The sequence below is a fragment of the Streptomyces sp. NPDC032198 genome (assembly GCF_040636975.1).
GTDB lineage: Bacteria > Actinomycetota > Actinomycetes > Streptomycetales > Streptomycetaceae > Streptomyces.
The window spans coordinates 146,084-169,238 of record NZ_JBEZVL010000019.1 but is presented as its reverse complement, the minus strand read 5'-3'; the positions used below and the strand labels follow the sequence as shown (position 1 = coordinate 169,238).

The window sequence follows — 23,155 nt, the reverse complement described above, 5'->3', positions numbered from 1 at the left end:
CCTGGTACACGTACGAGGGCGACCAGCTCGGCCAGGGCAAGGAGAACGCCCGCAACTTCCTCAAGGACAACCCCGACCTCGCCAACGAGATCGAGCGGAAGATCAAGGAGAAGCTGGGCGTCGGCGTGAAGCCGAAGACGGAGGAGCCGGCCGCCGAGCCGGGCAAGGACACGGCGGGTGTGACGGGCACGGCCGAGGACGCCGCCAAGACGGTGCCCGCACCGGTGACCAAGGCCACCAAGCCCAAGGCCGCCGCGGCCAAGAGCTGATCCATGACGCGGCGCACGGACTGGGCGGACCAGATCGTTCCCGAGCACCACACCGATCCCGCGGGCAGAGGCCCCGCGGACGGTGCGGATCAGGGTGGCGCCGACCAGGAGGGTGACGGCACCGGCTTCCGCGGGGGCGGCGGCCGGAGGGGTCGCCGACGGCGTGGCGGCTTCGGTGAAGGCCGGGGCGGCGGTTCACAGGACAGCGGCCCCCCTTCCTCGTCGAGGGCCGAGAAGGGGGAGCCGCCGACAGCGGATCCGGGTGAGAAGGCGCGCGCGATCTGTCTGCGGCTGCTCACCGGGACCCCGCGCACGCGCAAACAGCTGGCCGACGCGCTGCGCAAGCGGGACATCCCGGAGGACGTGGCGGATGAGGTGCTGACCCGCTTCGAAGAGGTCGGCCTGATCAACGACGGTGCCTTCGCGGGCGCGTGGGTGGAGTCCCGGCACCACGGCCGGGGTCTGGCCCGACGGGCGCTCGCGCAGGAGCTGCGTACGAAGGGCGTGGACGCCGTGCTGATCGAGGAGGCCGTCGGCCAGCTCGACTCGGAGCAGGAGGAGGCGACGGCACGCGAGCTCGTCGCCCGCAAGCTCCGTGCCACGCGGGGCCTCGACCGCGACAAGCGACTGCGCCGCCTCGCGGGCATGCTCGCCCGCAAGGGCTACTCGGAAGGGCTGGCGCTCCGGATCGTCCGGCAGGCCATCGAGGAAGAGGGCGAGGACGCGGGGGACTTGGGGTACGACGGGGACTGAGCCGACCAGGGCCCTCGCGGGGGTGGGGCCCAGGTCAGGGCCGGGCAGCGCGGTGCGAACCGCGGCCCGGCCCTTTCGCGTTCCATGGGGGCTCACTTCGCAGGTGCGCCTCGCGCGGCAGGGCTTCGTTCCGTAGGGCCGCCGGCCGCCTTTGCTCCGCAGGCTTTCGTTCCGCCGGGCATCACCTCACCGTGGGGCCTCGCCCCGCCGCACGGACTCGCTCCACAGCCCTCCCAACTCGCCTTGTACGCCCCGCCTGTCCGCCTGCGGGGTGGGGATAACCCCCTGCTGAAGACGCCGGTCCACCGCACTGCAAAGGAACCTGTGCACAGGCGACTGTGTACGCATGGCAAAGGAACCCGGTTCGACCGACGGCGCCCCGGAGGAGCTGAGCGACCTTCGCGTCCTCAAGGCGCTCGCACAGCCCCGGCGTCAGCAGATGCTGCAGCACCTCACCGTGCACGGCCCGGCCACCTCCGCGACGCTCGCCAGGGCTCTCGGCCTCAACACCGGCGCCACCAGCTACCACCTGCGCGAGCTCTCCCGCTACGGCTTCGTCGAGGAGACCGCGGGCACCGGCCACGGCCGCGAACGCTGGTGGCGCGCGGTCCCCGGCGACCGGCGCTTCCCGCCACGCAGCAAGCAGAACGCCGAGACGCGGCTCGTGATGGACGAGTTGAACCGCCTCTCGTACGCCGCCGACCTGGAGCTCTTCGAGCAGTTGCAGCGAGAAGCGGGGGACGCCGGCGCCGGACTCGGAGAGTGGGCCGACGCGTTCCCGTACTCGCGCGGCACCATCCGGCTGACGCTCCCCGAACTCCGCGAGTTCTTCGAGGAGTACATCGCCCTGCTCAACCGGTACAAGCGCCCCGACGCCGAGACCCCGGCCGACGCCCGCACCGTACTCACCCGGCTTCTGGCCTTCCCGGCGCCCGCGGCAGCCGATACCCCCGCGCCCATGCCCGCGCCCCACCCTGCCCCTCTCCCCTCCCACTCCTCCGAGCCCGAGGCCACATCATGATGCTGCGCTATGCACTGCAGACCGTCCGAGACCGCAAGGGCGGATTCCTCGGCGCCTTCCTGGCACTGATGTGCGCCGCCGCGCTCATCACGGCCTGCGGCACCCTCCTCGAAACCGGCCTGCGCGGCACCATCCGGACCGAGCGCTATGCCGCCGCCCCCGTGGTCGTCTCCGCCGACCAGAACGTCCACCGGACCACGGTCAAGCACAAGAAGGGCAAGACCAAGGTCAAGCACAAGGCCAAACCGATCGCCGAGCGGGCCTGGCTGTCGGACGACATCGCGCGGAAGCTCAAGGGCGTGCCGGGCGTCGGGAAAGTCGTTCCCGAACTCACGTTCCTGGCCCAGCCATTGACGCCCGCGGCCGGTGACCTCGCCGACAAGCCCGCGTACGGCCACGCCTGGGAGTCGGCCGCGCTGACCCCCTTCCGCCTCGTCGAGGGCAAGGCCCCGCGCGCCACCGGCGACCTCGTCATCGACCGCGGCCTCGCCGAGCGTGCCCACCTCAAGACCGGCGACCACCTCACCGTCCAGTCGACACAGGCCCCGCGCTCCTACCGCATCACCGGAGTAGCCGCCCCCTCCGAAGGCGCCCTCGCCCACCAGACGTCCCTCTTCTTCTCCGCCGGAGAGGCCGAGCGGCTCGCCGCGCACCCCGGCAAGATCACCGCCCTCGGCGTCGTGCCGGCCGAGGGCACCGGGACGGGAGAGCTCAAGAATGCGGTCACCGATGCCCTCGCCGGTACGAAGGCGCAGGTCAGCACAGGCGACGACCGTGGCCCGGTGGAGTTCCTCGACGCGGCGGGCGCCCGCATCAAGCTGGTCAGCATGGGCGGCGCGATGGGCGGCACGTCTCTCCTCGTCGCCATCCTCGTGGTTGTCGGCACCTTCGCCCTCTCCGTGCAGCAGCGCCACCGCGAACTCGCCCTGCTCCGCGCCATCGCCGCCACCCCGAAGCAGATCCGGGGGCTGCTCGGCCGCGAGGCCCTGATCGTCGGAGCGGCCGCGGGCGTCATCGGCTCGCTCGCCGGAATTCCGCTCGGCGGCTGGCTGCACGGCAGGTTCGTGGACATGGGCGCCGTCCCCGCCACCCTGGAGCGGACCGTGAGCGTCTTCCCGTCCCTCGTCGCCGTGGCCGCGACGCTGCTCGGGGCCTGGGCCGCGGCTCGCCTCTCGGCACGCCGCATCGCCCGCATCCGCCCGGCCGAGGCTCTCGCCGAAGCGCGCGTCGAGCGCACCCGACCGCCGTGGAGCCGCGTCATCGCGGGCCTCGTCCTCCTCGCCGGAGGCGCCGTGCTCGTCGCCGTGCTCAGTGTGCTGCGCACCGAGCCCGCGTCGACCCCCGTGACTTTCCTGGCCGTGGTCGTCCTTTCCTCCGCCATCGCGCTCCTCGGTCCGCTCGTGGTCAGGGCGGCGGCTGCCGTGCTGCGCGGCCCGCTGCGGCTCTCCGGCCCCGGTGGCCGCCTCGCGCACGCCAACCTCCGCGGCAACGCGGCCCGGATGGCGGCGGCCGTCACCCCGCTCGCCCTCCTCATCGGCATGACCTGCACCGTCCTGTTCGTCCAGCCCACCCTCGGTGACGCGGCCCGCGCCCAGGCCCGCGAGGGCATCCGGGCCGATTGGGTGCTGGCGGCCCAGGGCCCGGGCGTCCCGGCCGAGGCCGCGCGGAAGCTGCGTACGACCGAAGGTGTCGAGGCCGCCACCGAGGTCGTCCGCACCACCGTGCGCGTAGGGCTCGACAAGTACCCGGCGCAGGGCGTCAGCACGGCAGGGCTCACCCGCACCTGGAACCCGGACGTCACCGCCGGATCCCTGGACGGCTTCGGGAAGGGAAGCGTCGCCGTCAGTGAACTGGCCGCCGACCAGCTCGGCTTGAAGCCCGGCAGCACTCTGAAACTCACGCTCGGCGACGGCACGAAGACCACGCTCGAGGTCAGCGCCGTGTACGCCCGCGGGCTCGGGTTCGGGGACCTGACCATGGCGCACGACCTGGTCGCCCGCCACGTCGACAACCCGCTCGCCGCCACGGTCCTGATCAAGAGCGACCGTACACAGGAACAACTCGCGGCAGGCGTCGCGCAGTTCCCGGGCGTCCGTGTTCTCGCTCCGGCCGCAGTCGACAACCTCCAGGCCGAGCGCCAGCAGGCGAACGCCGAGGTGAACCACCTCGCCATGGGCCTCATCCTGGCCTTCACCGCGATCGCCGTCGTCAACACCCTCGCCATGTCGGTCTCCGAGCGCATCCGCGAGTTCGCGATGCTGCGCCTCGCGGGCGCGAGCCGCCGCCAGGTCCTCGGCATGCTGCGCACCGAGGCACTGTCCGTCCTGCTCATCGGCGCGGCCCTCGGCAGCGGTATCGCGCTCGCCGTCCTGACCGCCTTCAGCATCGGCATGACCGGCGGCGCCGCACCCTCGATCACTCCCTTGGTGTACGTCTCCGTGGTGGCCGTCGCGGCTCTGCTCGCCCTCACCGCGACCGCGCTCCCGGGGCGCGCCGCCCTGAAGCCGCGCCCCGTCACGGTGGCAACGGCCAAGGAGTAAGCGGCAGTACGCAATGGTGGGCGCCCCTTACCGAATCCGGTAGGGGCGCCCACGCGCGCGTGCTCAGTCCGCGATGTCCGCGACATCCGCGACAGGAAGCCCGGCGGCCTTCCACGCCTGGAACCCGCCGATGAGGTCGGTCGCGTGCCGCAGTCCCAACTGCCGCAAAGAGACGGCCGCGAGGCTCGACGCGTAACCCTCGTTGCAGATGACCACGATCCACAGGTCGTGGCTGACGGCCTCCGCCGCACGGTGACTGCCCTGCGGGTCCAGGCGCCACTCCAGTTCATTGCGCTCGACGACGAGGGCGCCAGGGATCAGACCGTCCCGCTCGCGCAGGGCCGCGTAACGGATGTCGACCAGGAGTCCTCCCGCGGCCGCGGTGTCACGCGCCTCCTCCGGAGTGACCCGGGGGAGGTCGAGCCGCACGCGCTCCAGCAACTCGTCGATGCCGACGGGACGTTCGGCCGCGGGGTGCACGCCTATGGGGTGTACGCCTTCGGGGTGCGCACTCACTGCCAGTCCTCCGGGCGCTCCACGGACCCCAGGCGCAGGACCGCGCCCGTACGGCTGTAGCGGCGGATGCGGGGCAGCGGCGGATAGTAGGCGTGCACGGAGATCGCGTGCTCGCTCGTGGACTCGTTCAGAACTTCATGCACGTGGTTCTGGCCGAACGCCCTGCCCTTGCCGGCCGTCAACTCCCGCTCACGGTCCACCCCTTCGGACAGCTCCAAGGTCTTCCATCCGTCGGTGGGCAGCCGGGCGGCGAGCGAGTTCTCCTTGAGCGTGCCCGCAGCGGTGAGGAAGGCACCGACCGACTCCGCGTGGTCATGCCATCCGGTGCCGGTACCCGGCGGCCAGCCGATCAGCCAGGCTTCACTGCCGCCGGGCCCTTCGAGGCGCACCCAGGTGCGGCCCTCGGGGTCGAGCGGCAGTGAGGCGACGAGCTCGGGGTCGGCGGCGCTACGACGCACGAATTCGAGGAGCTCGGCGGCGGTGGGCGCGGACGCTGCCGTGGAAGCAGGCAGGGTGGAGAGAGAAACAGACACGGGGACCGTCCTGGAAGTTCGCGGAAGCGCGCACCGAGGAGCAGGCGGCGCGCTGGGGAAACGAGGGCGAATTCAGCAGGACGGACGACACACGCAGCCCGCATAGCGGACGAGGTCCATATGGACCCTCCGCCACAGGCGCACATCGGTGTCGGTCACATTTCGGAGTAGACCATGACGCTGCGTGCCGGTCAACTCCTTCTCACTGTGTGGTCGGACGGCTCCCGGCGGCGGTGGTCTGCGCCTTCTCCGGGGTGTCCGCGCCATCCGCGCGCCGCTTCGGAGCAGGTCCACCCAGGGCTGCCTCGGCCGCCGTATACAACTCGGCGGGGCGCACTCCGCCGAGCGCGGTGACCAGGTGACCGTCGGGGCGGATGAGCAGCACCGAGTGCGCGGGGGCCCCTGGGTAACTCTCCGCGACGAGCAATTCCGCCGGGTACGGCAGTGCCGTGACGGCGGCGGCGAGCCGGGGCATGACCCCGGCCGACACCCAGTGCCGTCGCTCCCACACCACCGTGCCGGGTGCGACAAGGACGACGAGCAGCCGACCCACGCCGAGCCGGTCGCGCAGCTGTACGAAGGAGCCGTCGGGTGCTGTCACCGGTACATCGGTCACGGGCGCCCCCGGCTCCGTGTCCACGACAACCTCGGACTCGGAGGGCGGGGGTGCCAGCGGTGAGTCCGCGTACGATGCGGGCGCGCCGAGGGGCCCGCGCCCCACGTGTCCGTCGGTGAGGAGGGTGTCATGGCCTCGCGCCGACCCCGGCACGTAGGAGCGCAGGCCCTTGCCGCCCCGCAGTATCGGCAGCGACTGGTCGGCGGCGCGCAGGCGTGCGGCGACGCTGGCCCGCCGCTCGGTCTGATAGCTGTCGAGCAGGGCGTCCCGCGCGCCGTGGTGCCAGGCCAGCGCCAGCTTCCAGGCGAGGTTGTCCGCGTCCCGCAGCCCTTCGTCGAGCCCTTGCGTCCCGAGCGCGCCGAGCAGATGCGCGGCGTCGCCCGCGAGGAAGGCACGGCCGACCCGCCACCGGCGGGCCAGCCGGTGGTGGACGGTGTGCACACCGGTGTCGAGCAGTTCGTACGGCGGTGTGGAGCCGCCGCACCAGCCCGCGAGGGTCTCGCGGATGCGCACCACGAGGGCGTCCGGCGTCACGAGCTCGCCGCGTGGCGGCAGCAGCCAGTCGAGCCGCCACACCCCGTCGGCGAGCGGACGGCCCGTCACCTCCGCGCCTCCGTGGCGCCACGGAGGCATCCGATGCAACAACGCCTCTCCGGGCCCGGGAAGTTCCGTGCGCAGCGCGGCCACGGCGTGTCGCTCGACGGCCGTACGCCCCGGGAAGCGGACGTCGAGGAGCTTGCGCACGGTCGACCGGGGCCCGTCGCAGCCCACCAGATAACTGCCCCGCCACCAGGTGTCCTTGGGGCCGCGAGTATGGGCGGTCAGGCCGCCCGCGTCCTGCTCCAGGGAGTCGAGCTTGCTCTCCACCGCGACCTTGACCAACCGCTCCTCGGCGATGGCCGCGCGCAGGGCTCCCGTCAGCACATGCTGGGGCACGTGCAGCGGGGCCGGCATCTCGTCACTGAACGTGAGCTCCCGCATCAGCTGCTTGCGCCGCAGGGACCGCCAGCCGCCCCACCGCGCTCCCGAGTCCTGATCACCGAACGAGTGACCGGCGAGCCGCTCCATGAGGGCCGCGGTGTCATCCCGCAGGATGACGGTCCGCGCGGGCCGCTGCTCGTCCTTGCCGGGCCCTTCGTCGAGTACCACGGTGGGTACGGAGTGACGCGCGAGAGCCAGGGCGAGCGTGAGCCCCACGGGGCCCGCGCCGACGACGATCACCGGGTCCACGGTGCGCACCCTCCCGCCGCAAGGGCCCGGGAGCGCTGGACGTACGTACAGGAACTGGCAGTTGGAGCCCGGTGCACGATCACAGAACGTATGCAACCCACCGCTGGTGCCCGCGTCAAGTTGCCGACCGGCTGCTGTGGCGCTTGGGCGAACGTGTAACGACGGAGGCAGTGGCGATATGCCACTGCCTCCGTGTTCTCACCGAGCGATCGAGGTGTCGGCGCTAGCCGGTGCCGCCCCCAAAGCCTCCACCAGTGTTCTCACCGTGATCCATGCGGATCGTCTTGGGGCCGATCGTCTCCAGGTTCTCGAGCGCTTCAGGGCCCACCACGGCACCCGTGCTCTTCTTGGAGCGCCGCATGCGGCGCTCCAGCCAGGAGGCCAGGCCGGTGATCAGCAGGTTCAGCACGATGAAGATCACCGCGACGATGATGAAACTGGGGATGACGCTCGCGTAGTACGACGCCGCCGTCTTACGGGAGCTGAGCAGTTCGGCGAAGCTGAGCATCGCGCCGCCGAGCGCGGTGTCCTTGACGATGACGACGAGCTGGCTGACCAACGCCGGCAGCATCGCCGTCACGGACTGCGGCAGCAGCACGCTGGTCATCGTCTGGCCCTTGCGCAGGCCGATCGCCTTGGCGGCTTCCGTCTGGCCCTTGGGCAGCGACAAGATGCCCGCCCGCACGATCTCGGCGAGGACCGAGGCGTTGTAGAGCACCAGGCCCGTGACCACGGCGTACATCGGGCGGTCGTCGACGCTGATGTCGGTGGAGTCCGAGTAGAACTGGTTGGCGAAGACCATCAGGAGCAGCACCGGGATCGCCCGGAAGAACTCGACGACCACAGCGGCGGGAATCCTCACCCACCGGTGATCGGAGAGCCGCGCGATACCGAAGAGTGCTCCCAGCGGAAGGGCGATCACCATGGCGAGGCCCGCGGCCTTCAGCGTGTTCGCGAGGCCCGGCAGCAGATATGTCGTCCAGGACTCGGAATCGGCCAGCCAGGGCTCCCACTTGGCCCAGTCCAGCTGCCCCTTGTCGGACATGGCGGACCAGGCCCACCAGAATCCCAGGAGCAGGAGAGCAAGGAAGAACACGGAGAGAAGGACGTTGCGCCGCTTGGCGCGTGGCCCGGGAGCGTCGTAGAGGACGGAGGTCATCGCTTCACCGCCAGGCGCTTGCCGAGCCACCCGAGTATGAGGCCCGTCGGCAGGGTCAGCACCACGAACCCGAAGGCGAATATCGCGGCGATGAGGAACAACTGTGCCTCATTCTCGAGCATTTCCCTCATCAGTAGAGCCGCTTCCGCCACGCCGATGGCCGCCGCGACCGTGGTGTTCTTGGTCAGGGCGATCAGCACGTTGGTGAGGGGGCCGATCACGGACCGGAAGGCCTGCGGCAGCACGATGAGACCGAGGACCTGGCTGAAGCTCAGCCCGAGGGCGCGTGCGGCTTCCGCCTGGCCCACCGGCACGGTGTTGATGCCGGACCGCACCGCCTCGCAGACGAACGCCGCCGTGTAGGCCCCGAGGCCGAGCACCGAGAGACGGAAGGTCATGGTGTCGACGTCGTCAGCTGCGCCCATGGTCATGCCGAAGACGTCGGCGAGCCCGAGCGAGCTGAACACGATGATGACGGTCAGCGGGATGTTCCGCACGATGTTGACGTAAGCGGTGCCGAACCAACGCATGACCGGAACCGGGCTGACCCGCATGGCGGCCAGCAGAGTGCCCCAGACCAAGGAGCCGATGCCTGCGAAGACGGTGAGCTTCACCGTCATCCAGAAGGCCTCGAGCAAGTCGTAGTCTTCAAGAAAGTCGAACACGATCTCCCGCGCTCTCGCATGTGGTGATGGCGAGGTACGCCGCCGCGCTCGGGCGGCGGCGTACCGGCGTGTGCCTTGTCAGCGGACCGGCTTCAGGAGCCGGTCCCACGAGGTCACTTGACGATGTCGCCGATCTTCGGGGCGGGCTCGTTCTTGTAACCGGCCGGACCGAAGTTCTCCTTGACGGCCTTGTCCCAGGACTTGTCCGAGACCATCTTCTCGAGGGCCTTGTTGATCTTGTCCTTGAGCTTCGTGTCGCCCTTCTTGACGCCGATGCCGTAGTTCTCGTTCGTCAGCTTCAGGCCGGCGAGCTTGAACTTGCCCTTGTACTGCTCCTGCGCCGCGTAGCCCGCGAGGATCGAGTCGTCGGTGGTCAGCGCGTCGATGGTGCCGCTGCCCAGTCCGTCGATGCACTCGGAGTAGGTGCTGTTCTGGCGCAGCTGGGCCTTCGGCGCGATCTCCTTCTTGACGTTCTGCGCCGAGGTGGAGCCGGTGACCGAGCAGAGCTTCTTGCCGTTGAGGTCCGTGCCCTTGGTGATCTTGTCGTCGGACCGGACCAGGAGGTCCTGGTGCGCGAGGAGGTACGGTCCCGCGAAGTCGACCTTCTTCTCGCGCTCGTCGTTGATGGAGTACGACGCCGCGATGAACTTCACGTCACCACGCTCGAGGGCGGTCTCGCGGTCAGCGCTGGGAGTTTCTTTCCACTCGATGTCGTCGGCCTTGTAGCCGAGCTCCTTGGCGACGTAGGTCGCGACATCGACGTCGAAGCCCGTGTAGCCGTCCGGCGTCTTCAGGCCGATGCCCGGCTGGTCGAACTTGATGCCGATGGTGATCTTCTTGCCACCACCGGAACCCTTGTCGTCCTTGTCGTCCGAACCACAGGCGGTGGCGGAGACGGAGAGCGCGAGTACGACGGCGGCTGCCGCGGTGACCTTGCGAGCCTTCATGGTGAACATCCTTTGTTTCGGCAGACGAGGGTTGAGACGCAGGGGAGAACCACGCGTCAGTGGTGAAGGATCTTCGACAGGAAGTCCTTGGCCCGGTCGCTGCGCGGGTTGCTGAAGAACTGGTCCGGCACGGCCTCTTCGACGATCCGACCGTCCGCCATGAAGACGACGCGGTTGGCCGCCGAGCGGGCGAAGCCCATCTCGTGGGTGACCACGACCATGGTCATGCCGTCCCGTGCGAGCTGCTGCATGACCTCCAGGACCTCGTTGATCATCTCCGGGTCGAGCGCCGACGTGGGCTCGTCGAAGAGCATCACCTTGGGGTCCATGGCCAACGCGCGGGCGATCGCGACGCGTTGCTGCTGGCCACCGGAGAGCTGCGCGGGGTACTTGTCGGCCTGCGTGGCGACGCCTACGCGGTCCAGGAGGCCGCGCGCCTTCGTCTCTGCTTCCGCCTTGGACGTCTTGCGCACCTTGATCTGGCCCAGCATCACGTTCTCGAGCACGGTCTTGTGCGCGAAAAGGTTGAAGGACTGGAAGACCATGCCCACGTCCGCACGGAGACGGGCGAGCTCCTTGCCCTCCTGGGGCAGTGGCTTGCCGTCGATCGAGATGTCTCCCGATTCGACCGTCTCCAGGCGGTTGATGGCGCGGCACAGTGTCGACTTGCCCGACCCGGAGGGGCCGATCACGACGACGACCTCACCGCGGGTGATGGTCAGGTCGATGTCCTGGAGGACGTGCAGAGCGCCGAAGTGCTTGTTGACGTTCTTCAGCACGACCAGGTCGTCCGCCCCGGGCGGTATGGCGTCCTTGGTCACCGATACTTCGGTCACGGCTTGTTGCTCCATCCTCCTCGGTTGGGAGGACAGTAGTAACCCGGTGCGACCAGCGTCATTACATCTGAGGGGAAATTGAGCATAACGATCCGGCCGCAACCGGACACTCCGTGTGAAGGGGATGCCCCACGCGCGTACCGGCTACATAACGGAACGTGCCCGTGACCCGAACCCTCTTGACGCGGTCCTTATCTATCGGCGTGGATGCCTTGGTGCCTGTGCACGCGCGCGTACCGGCCGTCGGCGAGCGCGAACGGAACGACCGATGAACCGGAGGGGGCCCGTATGAGACTGCTCCTCGTCGAGGACGACGATCATGTGGCCGTCGCCCTGTCCGCGGTCCTGGCCAGGCACGGCTTCGACGTCGTGCACGCCCGCAGCGGCGAAGAGGCGCTGCAGGCCCTGCTGCCCGGCGCGACGACACCCTTCGGAGTCGTGCTCCTCGATCTGGGGCTGCCGGATCAGGACGGCTACGAAGTGTGCGGAAAGATCCGCAAGCGGGGATCGACGCCCGTGATCATGGTGACGGCGCGTGCCGACGTGCGCTCGCGGATCCATGGTCTGAATCTCGGGGCCGATGACTACGTAGTGAAGCCGTACGACACCGGGGAGCTGATCGCGCGTATCCACGCGGTCATCCGGCGGCCCCCGTCGGGCGCTGCGGCCGGCCCCGCCGACAGCGAACTTCACCTCGGCTCCGTGTGCATCGAACTGTCCACCCGGCAGGTCAGCGTGGACGGTTCGACCGTGCAGCTGACCCGCAAGGAGTTCGACCTGCTCGCACTTCTCGCGCAGCGGCCCGGCGTGGTGTTCCGCCGGGAGCAGATCATCAGCGAGGTGTGGCGCACCAGCTGGGAGGGAACGGGGCGCACGCTCGAGGTGCATGTCGCTTCCCTGCGCTCCAAGTTGCACATGCCGGCCCTGATCGAGACCGTACGGGGCGTGGGCTACCGGCTCGTCGCCCCGGCCGCGTAGCGAGTAGCGAGGTCAGGTGCGCTCTCGCCTCCTCCCGCTGCTCATCGTCCTCATGGCGGGTGTGCTGCTCGCGCTCGGCTTCCCGCTCGCGGTGAGCGTGGCGGCGGCGCAGCAGCAGAAGGTGGTCGTCGACCGGATCGACGACACGGCGCGGTTCGCGGCACTCGCGCAGTTCGTCACGAAACGCCCCACGGGTTCACGCCTGCGGGACAAGGACGAACGACGCGAAACCCTCCAGACCGAACTCGACTACTACCACCAGGTCTACGGGATCAAGGCGGGCGTCTTCTTCCGGGACCGTGAGCCCATGGCTCTCGCCCCCGGGGACTGGTTCCTGCCCCCGAGGGGCGCCGAGGTGCGGGAGGCCTTCGAAGAGGCCCTCAGGTCCCGTGGAAGCCACGATCCGCGGCAGGTCTGGCCCTGGCAGCGCGGCCGGCTCGTCGTCGCGTCGCCGGTCATCAGGGACGGGGACGTCATCGCCGTCGTCGTCACCGACTCGCCCACGGGACACATGCGATCGAAGACACTGCAGGGATGGCTGCTCATCGGCGCCGGTGAGTCGGCGGCGATGCTCCTCGCCGTCGGCGCCGCACTGCGCCTCACCGGCTGGGTGCTGCGCCCGGTGCGGGTCCTGGACGCGACCACGCACGACATCGCGACAGGGCGCCTGAAGTCACGGGTGGCGGCCGCCGGTGGGCCGCCGGAACTGAGGCGCCTGGCCCGGTCGTTCAACGAGATGGCTGACAACGTCGAGGACGTACTGGAGCAGCAGCGGGCCTTCGTCGCCGACGCATCGCACCAACTGCGCAACCCGCTCTCCGCTTTGCTGCTCCGCATCGAGCTGCTCGCCCTCGAACTGCCCGAGGGGAACGAGGAGATCGCCTCCGTGCGCACCGAGGGCAAACGCCTCGCCCAGGTGCTCGACGACCTGCTGGGCCTCGCGCTCGCCGAGCACGCCGCGGCCGACCTGCGGCTCACCGACATCGGTGAGCTCGCGGCCGAACGCGTCGGAGCCTGGCGGCCGCTCGCCGAGGAGCACGGAGTACGGCTGACGGGCCTCTGCCCGGCGACCACTGGCTGGGCCGACCCGGTCGCCCTGTCCAGCGCCCTGGACGCGGTGATCGACAACGCCCTCAAGTTCACGCCCGAGGGCGAGGAGGTGCGGGTGGAGGTCTCCTGGACCGGTGAGCTGACGACCGTAGTGATCACGGACGGCGGACCCGGCCTCACTGAGGACGAACTCGCCCGCATCGGCGACCGCTTCTGGCGCAGCAACCGCCATCAGAACGTGAAGGGATCGGGCCTCGGCCTGTCCATCTCGCGCGCCCTGCTCACCGCGGGCGGCGGTTCCATCGCGTACGAGCAGAACGAGCCGCACGGCCTGCGGGTGACCGTAGGCGTGCCGCGCGGCGAACCCGGGCGCGCGGCCTGACGGCTACGGGCACGCCGCTCAAGGGCTACGGCTTGACCGACTGGTAGTAGCGGCGCGCACCCTCGTGCAGGTCGAGCGGGTCCGTGTAGAGCGCGGTCCGCAGGTCCACCAACTGGGCCGCGTGCACCTCGCCGCCGATGTGATCACGGCTGTCGATGACCGTGCGGGTCAGCCCCTCGGTCAGCTTCGGGTCCGCCCGGTCCGTGGTGACCAGGAGGTTCGCCACGGCCAGGGTCGGTACGGCGTCGTGCTGCTGGACGGCGGGATAGGCATCGGCGGGCATCACCGCCGCCCGGTAGTAGCGGGAGGCCCCGCCCTGCTCGTGCAGCGCGTCCACGAGGTCGCCGAGCGGGACGAGACGGATGTCGAACTCGTCGGACAGCTTGGCCACGGTGCTGGTCGGCAGCCCACCCGACCAGAAGAAGGCGTCGATGTCGCCCTTCTTAAGAAGATCGGGCGCCGTGTCGATACCGGCGTTCACCGACGTGAGGTCCTTCTCGGGGTCGAGGTCGGCGGCCTTGAGTACCCGTTCCGCTATCAGCCGCACGCCAGAGCGCGGCTGCCCCACGGCCACCTTCTTGCCCCGCAGGTCCTTCGCCCTGTCGATGGGAGACGTGCGCCGGACGACGAGCTGGACGTAGTCGTCATAGAGCCGCGCACAGCCCCGCAGCCGCTCCGCGCCCGCCCGCCCCTCCAGGCGGTACTTCTCGACGGCGTCGGCGGCGGCGATGGTGAAATCGGCCTTCCCCGTGGCCACCCGCTCGACGTTCTGCTGCGACCCCTCGCTGTTGAGCAGCTCCACGTCCACCTTGGGCATGTCATGGGAGATCGCGGTCCGCAGCAGCTTGCCGTACCGCTCGTACACCGCGTTCTTCACGCCCGTACTGAACGTCATCCGGCCCCCCGGAGAGTCGTCGCCCACCGGGACGAGCCACCACATCAGGAGCCCGAAGACCACAAGGGCGGCCGCCGCACCCTGGAGTGCGCGGCGCCTGCTGAGGCGGGGGAGTGCCGTGAACATGCGCGCGATCCTGCCAGGCCACTCGCAGTGATGGCCAGGGCCGAGCTCCCGGCAGGGACACTCCCGTGACCGCCTACCCTTGTCCCATGAGCAGCGGCGACCGGGGACAGGCAGTGGGCGTTAAAGGAACGTACGAGGTACGCACTTACGGGTGCCAGATGAACGTCCACGATTCGGAGCGCCTCTCCGGACTCCTGGAGGGCGCCGGCTACGAACGTGCGCCCGAGGGCTCGGACGGCGACGCCGATGTGGTCGTCTTCAACACGTGCGCCGTGCGGGAGAACGCCGACAACCGTCTGTACGGCAATCTCGGCCGCCTGGCGCCGATGAAGACCAAGCGGCCCGGCATGCAGATCGCCGTCGGCGGCTGCCTGGCCCAGAAGGACCGCGACACCATCGTCCAGAAGGCCCCCTGGGTCGACGTCGTCTTCGGCACCCACAACATCGGCAAGCTGCCGGTGCTCCTGGAGAGGGCCCGCGTCCAGGAAGAGGCGCAGGTCGAGATCGCCGAGTCCCTGGAGGCGTTTCCCTCGACGCTGCCCACGCGCCGCGAGAGCGCGTACGCGGCCTGGGTCTCCATCTCCGTGGGCTGCAACAACACCTGCACGTTCTGCATCGTGCCCGCCCTGCGCGGCAAGGAGAAGGACCGCAGGACCGGCGACATCCTCGCCGAGATCGAGGCGCTCGTCGCCGAGGGCGTCTCCGAGATCACCCTGCTCGGCCAGAACGTGAACGCGTACGGCTCGGACATCGGTGACCGTGAGGCCTTCAGCAAGCTTCTGCGGGCCTGCGGGAAGATCGAGGGCCTGGAGCGCGTGCGCTTCACGTCCCCGCACCCGCGCGACTTCACGGACGACGTGATCGCCGCCATGGCCGAGACGCCGAACGTGATGCCGCAGCTCCATATGCCGCTCCAGTCGGGTTCGGACCCGATCCTGAAGGCGATGCGCCGCTCGTACCGCCAGGACCGTTTCCTCGGCATCATCGAGAAGGTCCGCGCCGCGATGCCCGAGGCCGCGATCACCACCGACATCATCGTCGGCTTCCCCGGGGAGACCGAGGAGGACTTCGAGCAGACGATGCACGTGGTGCGTGAGGCCCGCTTCGCCAACGCCTTCACCTTCCAGTACTCCAAGCGCCCCGGTACGCCCGCGGCGACCATGGAGGGGCAGATCCCCAAGGAGGTCGTCCAGGCGCGTTACATGCGGCTGTCCGCCCTCCAGGAGGAGATCGCCTGGGACGAGAACAAGAAGCAGGTCGGCAGGACGCTCGACCTGATGGTGGCCGAGGGCGAGGGCCGCAAGGACGGCGCCACCCACCGCCTCTCGGGACGCGCCCCCGACAACCGTCTGGTCCACTTCACCAAGCCCGAGACCGAGGTCCGCCCTGGTGACGTGGTGACGGTGGAGATCACGTACGCGGCACCGCACCACCTGCTCGCCGAGGGCGCCGTCCTGAACGTGCGCCCCACGCGCGCGGGTGACGCCTGGGAGAAGCGCAACGCCGAGGCGGCCGCCAAGCCCGCGGGCGTGATGCTCGGGCTGCCGAAGGTGGGCGCCCCCGAGCCGCTCCCGGTGGCCTCCGGAAGCGGCTGCGGCTGCGACTGACGGGGCAGGCGGACGACGGGCGCGGTGGAACGACGGGGGATGGGCCGATGGCGCGCTGGGCGCTGATGATGGAGAACCCGCCGGGGCCGGGGGCATGGCATCTGTTCGAGCTGATGGCCACGGTGGACGGCACGCATGACGAAGCGGTGGAGCGGTTCGCGGAGTTCGTCCGCCTGTACCGCCCGAAGCACCCGCGCTATCCCGTACGGATGCGGCGCTACCGCACGGCCGACGGTTGGATGGTGATCGGCGACGGCTCGTCCGGGGGCTCCTTCCCGTACCGCTTCTCGATCTCAGAGCTGGAGTGGGACTCCGGCCCGATCGCCTACTAGCGCGCGTTACGCTGCGGATCATGCTTGTCGCCGCAGCCGTCTGCCCCTGCCCGCCCCTGCTCGTCCCCCAGGTCGCCGCGGGTGCCGCCCCCGAACTGGACGCCGCGCGCGCCGCGTGCACGGACGCCATCGGGGTGCTCGCCGCCGCACGGGCCGACCGGCTCATCGTGGTCGGCCCCGCCGAGCAGAACGGCCGCGGCCCGCATCCGCAGGGCGCACGGGGGTCCTTCCGCGGCTTCGGCGTGGACCTGGACGTACGGCTGGGACGTTCGGACGGCACGGACGGTGTGGCAGGCGGTACGGACCGGGCGGAGCGTGAGCTTCCGCCCTCGCTCGCCGTCGCCGCCTGGCTCCTCGACCGCACGGAGTGGTCGGCGGCACCGCTGGAAGGGCTCGGTGTGGGGGAACCTCTGGCGGCCGAGCGGTGTATCCAAGTCGGAGGGGAGATCGCGGCTCGGGCCGACCGCGTGGCTCTGCTGGTGATGGGCGACGCCAGCGCGTGCCGCACGCTGAAGGCGCCGGGGTATCTCGACGAGCGGGCGGCCGGGTTCGACGCGGAGGTCGCCCGTGCGCTGGGCGCCGCGGACGTCGAGGCGCTCAAGACGCTGGACGAGGAGCTGGCGTACGAACTGAAGGCGGCGGGCCGGGCACCGTGGCAGGTGCTTGCGGGCGCGGCCGGGGGAGCGGGCCTGAGCGGCGAGCTGCTCTACGAGGACGCTCCGTACGGCGTGGGGTACCTGGTCGCGGCCTGGTCGTAGCCCCACCGAGGGGCCGGCGCCGCCCGCGGCCGATGGCGGTCGACGCACGGCGACGGCCGCGGAGCTGGTGGCGCTCCACGGCCGTCCGCCGGAGTCGTTCAGCCGGTGACGGTGGTCCGGCCGACGTACTCAGCCGGCGCTCCGGCGCCGTGACACGGCCGGTGTGCCGACGAGTGAGGCAGCCGGTGGTTCAGGGAGCCGGAGGAGGCGTCGGAGGGGTGGTGCCGCCACTGGGGCCGCCACCCGTGCCCTTGCCCTCGTCGGGCGTCCCGGCGAGGCGGTCCATGGCGTCCTTCGCCTTGCCCGTCCCCGTCCGGATCTTGTCGCTGTACTTGCCCTTGGTCTTGTCGTCGACCACCTTCGCGGCCTTGTCGAGACCTTGGTCGATCTTGTCCCCGTGCTGCTGCGCGAGGCCCGCGACCTTGTCCTTCGCCGGGGCGAGCTTGTCCTTCAGGTTCTGCAGGAAGCCCATCGGTTACCTTCCCTCGCTGGGAGAGTCACTTGCGGGCGCCTTCGTCGGCTTCGTCGTTGTCGGCGGCCTTCTCCGCGGACTGCTGCTTGGGGATGTCCACGTTCTCCGCGGCAGCCGCTTCGTCGTCGTCCGACGTGTCCTCGGACTTGACCTTGACCTTGGCCGTGGTCTTGGCCTTGGACTCCGTCTCGGGCTCAGATCCGGACTCGGTCGTGGTCTCGGTGTCGGCCTTCGCCTCAGCCTTCTTCTCGGAGTTTCCCTCGGCCTCGGTCGCGGCCTTGGGCTCGTCCTCGACGGCGGCTTCGGCCTTGGCCGCTTCCTTGCCGGTCCCGGGCTCGGAGGACTCCTCGGCCGCTTCCGGCTCGGCTGTCAGGGTGCTGCCGGCAGCCTCGGCCGTTGACGCCTCTTCCGTGTCCTTGGACTTCCTGCGAAACCGTGCAAAAACGCCCATATCTACTCCATACGGTACTCGTGTGGGCGAAATCCCGCGCCGCCCGGTGCGCCCTGTTGCGCCGCCCGGGTCGCCGATCCTCGAAACCGGCGGCCGGAACCTCGCAACAGGCAACGACCCCGGACGTGTGGCGTCACGTAGCTCGTTCGGGAAGTCGTCGCGGGATTTGCGAGACTGGGGCGGTGAGTAGAGCAGCTCCCGCACCGCGGGTCATCGCCGTCGTCGGGCCCACCGCGGCAGGAAAGTCCGATCTAGGCGTTTTTCTGGCCCAGCGCCTCGGCGGTGAAGTCGTCAACGCCGACTCCATGCAGCTCTACAGAGGGATGGACATCGGCACCGCCAAGCTGACGCTCGAAGAGCGCGACGGCGTGCCGCACCACCTCCTCGACATCTGGGATGTCACGGAAGCGGCGAGCGTCGCCGAGTACCAGAAGCTGGCGCGGGCCGAGATCGACCGCCTCCTTGCCGACGGACGCTGGCCGGTCCTGGTCGGCGGTTCAGGCCTCTACGTCAGGGGCGCCGTCGACCACCTGGAGTTCCCCGGCACCGATCCCGCGGTCCGGGCCCGCCTGGAGGAAGAGCTCGCGCTCCACGGCTCCGGCGCGCTCCACGCCCGCCTCGCCGCCGCCGACCCCGGAGCGGGCCAGGCCATCCTCCCCAGCAACGGCCGCCGGATCGTCCGCGCCCTTGAGGTCATCGAGATCACCGGCAAGCCCTTCACCGCCAACCTCCCCGGCCACGACTCCGTCTACGACACCATCCAGATCGGCGTCGACGTCGGCCGCCCCGAACTCGACGAACGCATCGCCACGCGCGTGGACCGCATGTGGGACGCGGGCCTCGTCGACGAGGTGCGTGCACTGGAGGATGTGGGCCTGCGTAAGGGGCGTACGGCGTCGCGTGCGCTCGGGTACCAGCAGGTGCTCGCGGCGCTCGCGGGGGAGTGCACCGACGACGAGGCGCGCACGGAGACCGTGCGCGCGACCAAGCGTTTCGCCCGCCGTCAGGACTCGTGGTTCCGCCGCGATCCCCGGGTGCACTGGCTCAGTGGCGCCATGGCCGATCGAGGGGAACTCCCAGGACGGGCAATGGCGTTGGTCGAACGAGCGGTCACAGCCTGATCACGTGATGGCATCGGGACGCTCCGGCGGTCATCCCGGCCCCTGGCGCCGTGCCATCATCGACCATCGATCGACCAGTGGAGTCCGAAGTAGGAGGGCGGATGGCGATGGAGGCCGGCCCTCGAGACACCGCGCATGACGGCGGCGAGCTGACCCCGGACGGACCTGACGTGGTGCCGGACGGCGTGACCGACGACGGTCCCGTCCCGGACGCCATGGTCGCGGCGGAAGTCGAGGTCGAACTGCGCCCGCAGCGCCGTCTGCGCATCTGGCAGCTCGCGCCGATCGTCATCCTCGCCGCCGCCGGATCGCTGATGTTCGCCTTCCCGCTGGCCTTCGAGTTCGGGGACGGCGGCGCCGTCGTCGCCATGCTCGGACTCCTGATCAGCAGCTGTGCCGCGGGCTGGGGCATGATGGCCGCGCGCCGCGTGGGGCACACCTGGCCGGGGCTGCCGGAGCGCGGTTCCGGACGCCGCCCGGACTGGCGGATCGTCTCGGCGTACGCCCTGGCGTTCCTCGCCGTCGCCGTCCTCGCCGTGTGGCGGGTGGCGCGCCTTCGCTGACGGCGTCGTACGAGGTCAGGGCCCTGATGGGCACCTTGACGACGGACTGTCGTCGGCACCCCGTACGATCGAGGAATGAGCACGCGGATCGCCTTCCTCAAGGGGCACGGGACCGAGAACGACTTCGTGATCATCCCTGATCCCGAGAACGCCATCGAGCTGTCCCCGGCCGCTGTCGCCGCCCTGTGCGACCGCCGTGCGGGCATCGGGGGCGACGGTCTGCTGCACGTCGTGCGTACCGCGGCCCACCCCGAGGTGCGCCAGCTGGCCGCCGAGGCCGAATGGTTCATGGACTACCGCAACGGCGACGGCTCGATCGCCGAGATGTGCGGTAACGGCGTGCGCGTCTTCGCCCGCTATCTGCAGCGCGCCGGACTGGTGGGCGAGGGCGATCTGGCCGTCGCCACCCGAGGCGGCGTGAAGACCGTGCACATCGCCAAGGCGGCGGCCGGCGGCGACGTCACCGTCGGCATGGGCAGGGCGTCCTTCCCCGAAGGGGACGTCAGCGTCTCCGTGGCCGACCACCAGTGGCCGGCGCGCAACGTGAACATGGGCAACCCGCACGCGGTCGCCTTCGTGGACGACCTGAGCCACGCGGGCAACCTGTACGACCCGCCGCCATTCAGCCCCGCCTCGGCCTACCCGGACGGCGTGAACGTCGAGTTCGTCGTCGACCGTGGCCCTCGTCACGTCGCCATGCGGGTGCACGAGCGCGGCGCGGGCGAGACCCGCTCGTGCGGCACGGGAGCGTGCGCCGTGGCCGTCGCGGCGGCGCGCAGGGACGGGGCGGACCCCGCGGCGACCGGTTCGCCGGTCACGTACACCGTCGATCTGCCTGGTGGGAGCCTGGTGATCACCGAGCGGCCCGACGGCGAGATCGAGATGACGGGCCCCGCGGTGATCGTCGCCGAAGGCGAGATCGACGCGGAATGGCTCGAAACTGTAAACCCGTGAACTGTCGCTCGAATGGGTGATCCGTTTCACGCTCGGCGAGAGGCGGTCAGCGGCGCGTGATGGGCTCGGTAGCATCAAGCACCGGCCCGGACGGAGTACGCCGTCGTCCGCTCACCGCCGGTCGGAGCAGCCGGAGGTGCCCATGAGTGCGGAGGCCACAAACCCCGCGATGTCTGGCCCCGCGACGCCCGCAGCGCAGCGCAGGCGCGGTCGTCCTCGGCTTGACCTGCGCAGGCTCGGCCGGGCGGCCCTGATGGGGCCCGCCACCCGGGACCGCTTGCCGGACGCGATCGGCCATGTGGCGGAAGCCCATCGCGCCCACTACCCGGACGCGGATCTGGAGCCCTTGCGGCGCGCGTGGGTCCTGGCGGAGTCCTCCCACCGCGGCCAGATGCGCAAGAGCGGTGAGCCGTACATCACACATCCGCTCGCGGTGACCCTGATCCTCGCCCAACTGGGCGCCGAGACCACGACCTTGACCGCGTCCCTGCTCCACGACACCGTCGAGGACACGGACGTGACGCTCGAGCAGGTGCGCACGGAGTTCGGCGACGACGTCTGCTATCTGGTCGACGGCGTCACGAAGCTGGAAAAGGTCGACTACGGAGCGGCCGCCGAGCCCGAGACCTTCCGCAAGATGCTCGTGGCCACCGGCAACGACGTGCGCGTCATGTCGATCAAGCTCGCCGACCGCCTGCACAACATGCGCACGCTCGGCGTCATGCGCCCCGAGAAACAGGCGCGGATCGCCAAGGTGACGCGGGACGTCCTCATCCCGCTCGCCGAACGTCTCGGCGTGCAGGCGCTCAAGACCGAGCTCGAGGACCTCGTCTTCGCGATTCTCCTCCCGGAGGAGTACTCCCGGGTCCAGGAGTTGATCGAGGCCAACGCCGAGCACGGGGGAGACCCGCTGGAAGGGACGGCGGACGACGTCCGCGCGGTGCTGCGCGAGGCGGGCATCGCCGCCGAAGTCCTCATCAGGCCACGGCATTACTTCTCGGTCCACCGGGTGCACCGCAAACGCGGCGAGATGCGCGCGGCCGACTTCGGACGGCTCCTGGTCCTGGTGAACGAGGACGCGGACTGTTACGGCGTGCTCGGCGAGCTGCACACATGCTTCACGCCGGTGGTATCGGAGTTCAAGGACTTCATCGCCGTACCGAAGTTCAACCTCTACCAATCGCTGCACACGGCCGTGGCCCGCCCGGACGGCGAGGTCGCCGAAGTCCTCATCCGTACGCACCAGATGCACAAAGTGGCCGAGGCCGGCGTCGTCGCCCTGCGCAATCCGTACGCTCCTCCTTCGGAGGAGCAGTCCAACGCCGGAACCGACGCCCCCTCCGACGACGCCGTCGAGGGCGAGCGCGCCGACCCGACGCGGCCCGGCTGGCTCTCCCGGCTCCTCGACTGGCAGGAAGCGGCCCCCGACCCGGACACGTTCTGGTCCACGCTCCGCGAAGACCTCGCCCAGGACCACGAGATCGCCGTCTTCCGCCCCGACGGCGGCACCCTGGGGCTGCCCGCGGGCGCGAGCTGTGTCGACGCCGCCTACGCCCAGTACGGCGAGGACGCCCACGCCTGCATCGGAGCACGTGTCAACGGACGCCTGGCGACGCTGAGCACGGTTCTGCGGGACGGCGACACGGTCCAGTTGCTCATGGGGCAGGACGCGGCGTCCGGGCCTTCGCGCGAGTGGCTCGACCACGCGCGCACGCCCGCCGCGAGGATCGCCATCCGGCGCTGGCTCACGACCCACCCCACGCCCGCGTCCGCGCCCGCGGCGTCAGCTCCGGAGAAGACAGCGCCCGCGCCCCCGCCGCAGGCCTCGGACTTCCCGCGCCCCGCCGCGGCGAACGCCGTGGTGGACAGGGAAGGCGCGAGCGTACGGCTCGCGGGCTGCTGTACGCCCGTCCCGCCCGACGAGGTGACCGCCTTCGCCGTGCGCGGCGGCGTCGTCACCGTGCACCGCGTCGAGTGTCCCGCCGTCGCGCGCATGAAGGAGGTGGGGCGTGCCGAGGTCGGCGTGCGCTGGGGAGACAGCGCGGAGTGCCGGGTGACACTGATCGCCGAATCGTTCGGGCGTGCGCACCTCCTGGCGGACCTCACCGAAGCCATCGCCCTGGAGGGCGTCGAGGTCATGTCGGCGACCGTCGAGCCGCCGACTCAGCAGCGCGTGCGTCACACGTACACGCTGCAACTGCCGGACGCGGCGCACCTTCCGGGGCTGATGCGCGCCATGCGGGCGGTGCCCGGGGTGTACGACGTCAGCCGTGCCCAGCACCCCACGGCGGCGACTTCGTAGGTGTCGGCCACGGCGGGTCGCCGTCGCCCCAGCCGCCTACTGGCAACTCGTTCGAGTGGCACGTCGCGCGCCGATACCG

The 23,155-nt window shown here is 70.4% G+C and carries 23 protein-coding genes and 1 pseudogene; 13 read left to right on the top strand and 11 right to left on the bottom strand.

The window, feature by feature from the left end:
• From AB0E78_RS38265 to AB0E78_RS38250, 4 genes and pseudogenes are all read left to right on the top strand, one after another.
• Nucleotides 1-269, top strand: a pseudogene (locus tag AB0E78_RS38265) (DNA recombination/repair protein RecA); the annotation flags it as partial.
• A 3-nt stretch (nucleotides 270-272) separates the two neighbouring features.
• A complete protein-coding gene (gene recX / locus AB0E78_RS38260) occupies nucleotides 273-1,022 on the top strand; it encodes a recombination regulator RecX (protein ID WP_361843184.1) in 750 nt (249 codons plus the stop codon).
• Between the two features lie 346 nt (nucleotides 1,023-1,368).
• Nucleotides 1,369-2,043: a helix-turn-helix domain-containing protein gene (locus tag AB0E78_RS38255; RefSeq protein WP_361843181.1), complete on the top strand. Its 675-nt coding sequence runs from the start codon at nucleotides 1,369-1,371 to the stop codon at nucleotides 2,041-2,043.
• Complete coding sequence (locus tag AB0E78_RS38250) at nucleotides 2,040-4,583, top strand: FtsX-like permease family protein (protein WP_361843179.1); 2,544 nt, start codon at nucleotides 2,040-2,042, stop codon at nucleotides 4,581-4,583. The genes AB0E78_RS38255 and AB0E78_RS38250 overlap by 4 nt, the downstream gene beginning before the upstream one ends.
• 63 nt (nucleotides 4,584-4,646) lie before the next feature.
• Here the strand turns inward: AB0E78_RS38250 and AB0E78_RS38245 are convergent, their stop codons facing one another.
• From AB0E78_RS38245 to AB0E78_RS38210, 8 genes are all read right to left on the bottom strand, one after another.
• The gene (locus AB0E78_RS38245) at nucleotides 4,647-5,099 is read right to left on the bottom strand and encodes a rhodanese-like domain-containing protein (RefSeq protein WP_361843177.1); all 453 of its coding nucleotides are present in this window, start codon (nucleotides 5,097-5,099) and stop codon (nucleotides 4,647-4,649) included.
• The gene (locus AB0E78_RS38240) at nucleotides 5,096-5,632 is read right to left on the bottom strand and encodes a cysteine dioxygenase (RefSeq protein WP_361843175.1); all 537 of its coding nucleotides are present in this window, start codon (nucleotides 5,630-5,632) and stop codon (nucleotides 5,096-5,098) included. The genes AB0E78_RS38245 and AB0E78_RS38240 overlap by 4 nt, the downstream gene beginning before the upstream one ends.
• A gap of 72 nt (nucleotides 5,633-5,704) precedes the next feature.
• Entirely contained in the window at nucleotides 5,705-5,899 is a 195-nt protein-coding gene (locus AB0E78_RS38235; protein ID WP_361843172.1) for a putative leader peptide, read from the bottom strand.
• A complete protein-coding gene (locus AB0E78_RS38230) occupies nucleotides 5,835-7,478 on the bottom strand; it encodes an FAD-dependent monooxygenase (RefSeq protein ID WP_361843170.1) in 1,644 nt (547 codons plus the stop codon). Before AB0E78_RS38230 ends, AB0E78_RS38235 begins: the two co-directional genes overlap by 65 nt.
• Nucleotides 7,479-7,701: 223 nt before the next feature.
• Nucleotides 7,702-8,637, bottom strand: coding sequence for an amino acid ABC transporter permease (locus AB0E78_RS38225; RefSeq protein ID WP_361843167.1), 936 nt, complete (start codon nucleotides 8,635-8,637; stop codon nucleotides 7,702-7,704).
• Entirely contained in the window at nucleotides 8,634-9,302 is a 669-nt protein-coding gene (locus AB0E78_RS38220) for an amino acid ABC transporter permease (RefSeq protein WP_361843164.1), read from the bottom strand. The genes AB0E78_RS38225 and AB0E78_RS38220 overlap by 4 nt, the downstream gene beginning before the upstream one ends.
• 113 nt (nucleotides 9,303-9,415) lie before the next feature.
• Complete coding sequence (locus AB0E78_RS38215) at nucleotides 9,416-10,249, bottom strand: glutamate ABC transporter substrate-binding protein (protein ID WP_361843162.1); 834 nt, start codon at nucleotides 10,247-10,249, stop codon at nucleotides 9,416-9,418.
• Between the two features lie 56 nt (nucleotides 10,250-10,305).
• Nucleotides 10,306-11,085 (bottom strand): amino acid ABC transporter ATP-binding protein, encoded by a 780-nt coding sequence (locus AB0E78_RS38210; RefSeq protein WP_361843160.1) that lies wholly within the window; start codon nucleotides 11,083-11,085, stop codon nucleotides 10,306-10,308.
• A gap of 288 nt (nucleotides 11,086-11,373) precedes the next feature.
• Between AB0E78_RS38210 and AB0E78_RS38205 the strand changes: the two genes are divergently transcribed.
• Entirely contained in the window at nucleotides 11,374-12,063 is a 690-nt protein-coding gene (locus tag AB0E78_RS38205) for a response regulator transcription factor (RefSeq protein WP_361843158.1), read from the top strand.
• A gap of 16 nt (nucleotides 12,064-12,079) precedes the next feature.
• A complete protein-coding gene (locus tag AB0E78_RS38200) occupies nucleotides 12,080-13,495 on the top strand; it encodes a HAMP domain-containing sensor histidine kinase (protein ID WP_361843155.1) in 1,416 nt (471 codons plus the stop codon).
• 25 nt (nucleotides 13,496-13,520) lie between these two features.
• Here the strand turns inward: AB0E78_RS38200 and AB0E78_RS38195 are convergent, their stop codons facing one another.
• Nucleotides 13,521-14,516, bottom strand: coding sequence for a TAXI family TRAP transporter solute-binding subunit (locus tag AB0E78_RS38195; protein WP_361843153.1), 996 nt, complete (start codon nucleotides 14,514-14,516; stop codon nucleotides 13,521-13,523).
• An 86-nt stretch (nucleotides 14,517-14,602) separates the two neighbouring features.
• Here AB0E78_RS38195 and miaB point away from each other — a divergent pair, with 86 nt between their 5' ends.
• The 3 genes from miaB to AB0E78_RS38180 are packed head-to-tail and all read left to right on the top strand — an operon-like array spanning nucleotide 14,603 to nucleotide 17,213.
• Complete coding sequence (gene miaB / locus AB0E78_RS38190; protein ID WP_361843151.1) at nucleotides 14,603-16,123, top strand: tRNA (N6-isopentenyl adenosine(37)-C2)-methylthiotransferase MiaB; 1,521 nt, start codon at nucleotides 14,603-14,605, stop codon at nucleotides 16,121-16,123.
• 47 nt (nucleotides 16,124-16,170) lie between these two features.
• Nucleotides 16,171-16,455 carry a hypothetical protein gene (locus tag AB0E78_RS38185; RefSeq protein WP_361843148.1) on the top strand — a complete coding sequence of 95 codons (285 nt, stop codon included), beginning with the start codon at nucleotides 16,171-16,173 and terminating at the stop codon, nucleotides 16,453-16,455.
• Nucleotides 16,456-16,475: 20 nt separating this feature from the next.
• Complete coding sequence (locus AB0E78_RS38180; protein ID WP_361843146.1) at nucleotides 16,476-17,213, top strand: class III extradiol dioxygenase subunit B-like domain-containing protein; 738 nt, start codon at nucleotides 16,476-16,478, stop codon at nucleotides 17,211-17,213.
• A gap of 190 nt (nucleotides 17,214-17,403) precedes the next feature.
• Here the strand turns inward: AB0E78_RS38180 and AB0E78_RS38175 are convergent, their stop codons facing one another.
• Together AB0E78_RS38175 and AB0E78_RS38170 are read right to left on the bottom strand one after the other, a co-directional pair.
• The gene (locus AB0E78_RS38175; RefSeq protein ID WP_361843143.1) at nucleotides 17,404-17,685 is read right to left on the bottom strand and encodes an antitoxin; all 282 of its coding nucleotides are present in this window, start codon (nucleotides 17,683-17,685) and stop codon (nucleotides 17,404-17,406) included.
• A 25-nt stretch (nucleotides 17,686-17,710) separates the two neighbouring features.
• Nucleotides 17,711-18,136: a hypothetical protein gene (locus tag AB0E78_RS38170; protein WP_361843141.1), complete on the bottom strand. Its 426-nt coding sequence runs from the start codon at nucleotides 18,134-18,136 to the stop codon at nucleotides 17,711-17,713.
• 182 nt (nucleotides 18,137-18,318) lie between these two features.
• On the opposite strand from AB0E78_RS38170, the gene miaA reads away from it, so the two are divergent.
• From miaA to AB0E78_RS38150, 4 genes are all read left to right on the top strand, one after another.
• Nucleotides 18,319-19,257 (top strand): tRNA (adenosine(37)-N6)-dimethylallyltransferase MiaA, encoded by a 939-nt coding sequence (gene miaA / locus AB0E78_RS38165; RefSeq protein WP_361843139.1) that lies wholly within the window; start codon nucleotides 18,319-18,321, stop codon nucleotides 19,255-19,257.
• A 101-nt stretch (nucleotides 19,258-19,358) separates the two neighbouring features.
• On the top strand, nucleotides 19,359-19,820 hold the full coding sequence (locus AB0E78_RS38160) for a hypothetical protein (protein WP_361843137.1): 462 nt from the start codon (nucleotides 19,359-19,361) through the stop codon (nucleotides 19,818-19,820).
• Between the two features lie 75 nt (nucleotides 19,821-19,895).
• On the top strand, nucleotides 19,896-20,774 hold the full coding sequence (dapF, locus tag AB0E78_RS38155) for a diaminopimelate epimerase (RefSeq protein ID WP_361843134.1): 879 nt from the start codon (nucleotides 19,896-19,898) through the stop codon (nucleotides 20,772-20,774).
• 142 nt (nucleotides 20,775-20,916) lie between these two features.
• Entirely contained in the window at nucleotides 20,917-23,076 is a 2,160-nt protein-coding gene (locus tag AB0E78_RS38150; RefSeq protein ID WP_361843130.1) for an HD domain-containing protein, read from the top strand.
• The last annotated feature ends 79 nt before the right edge of the window (nucleotides 23,077-23,155 follow it).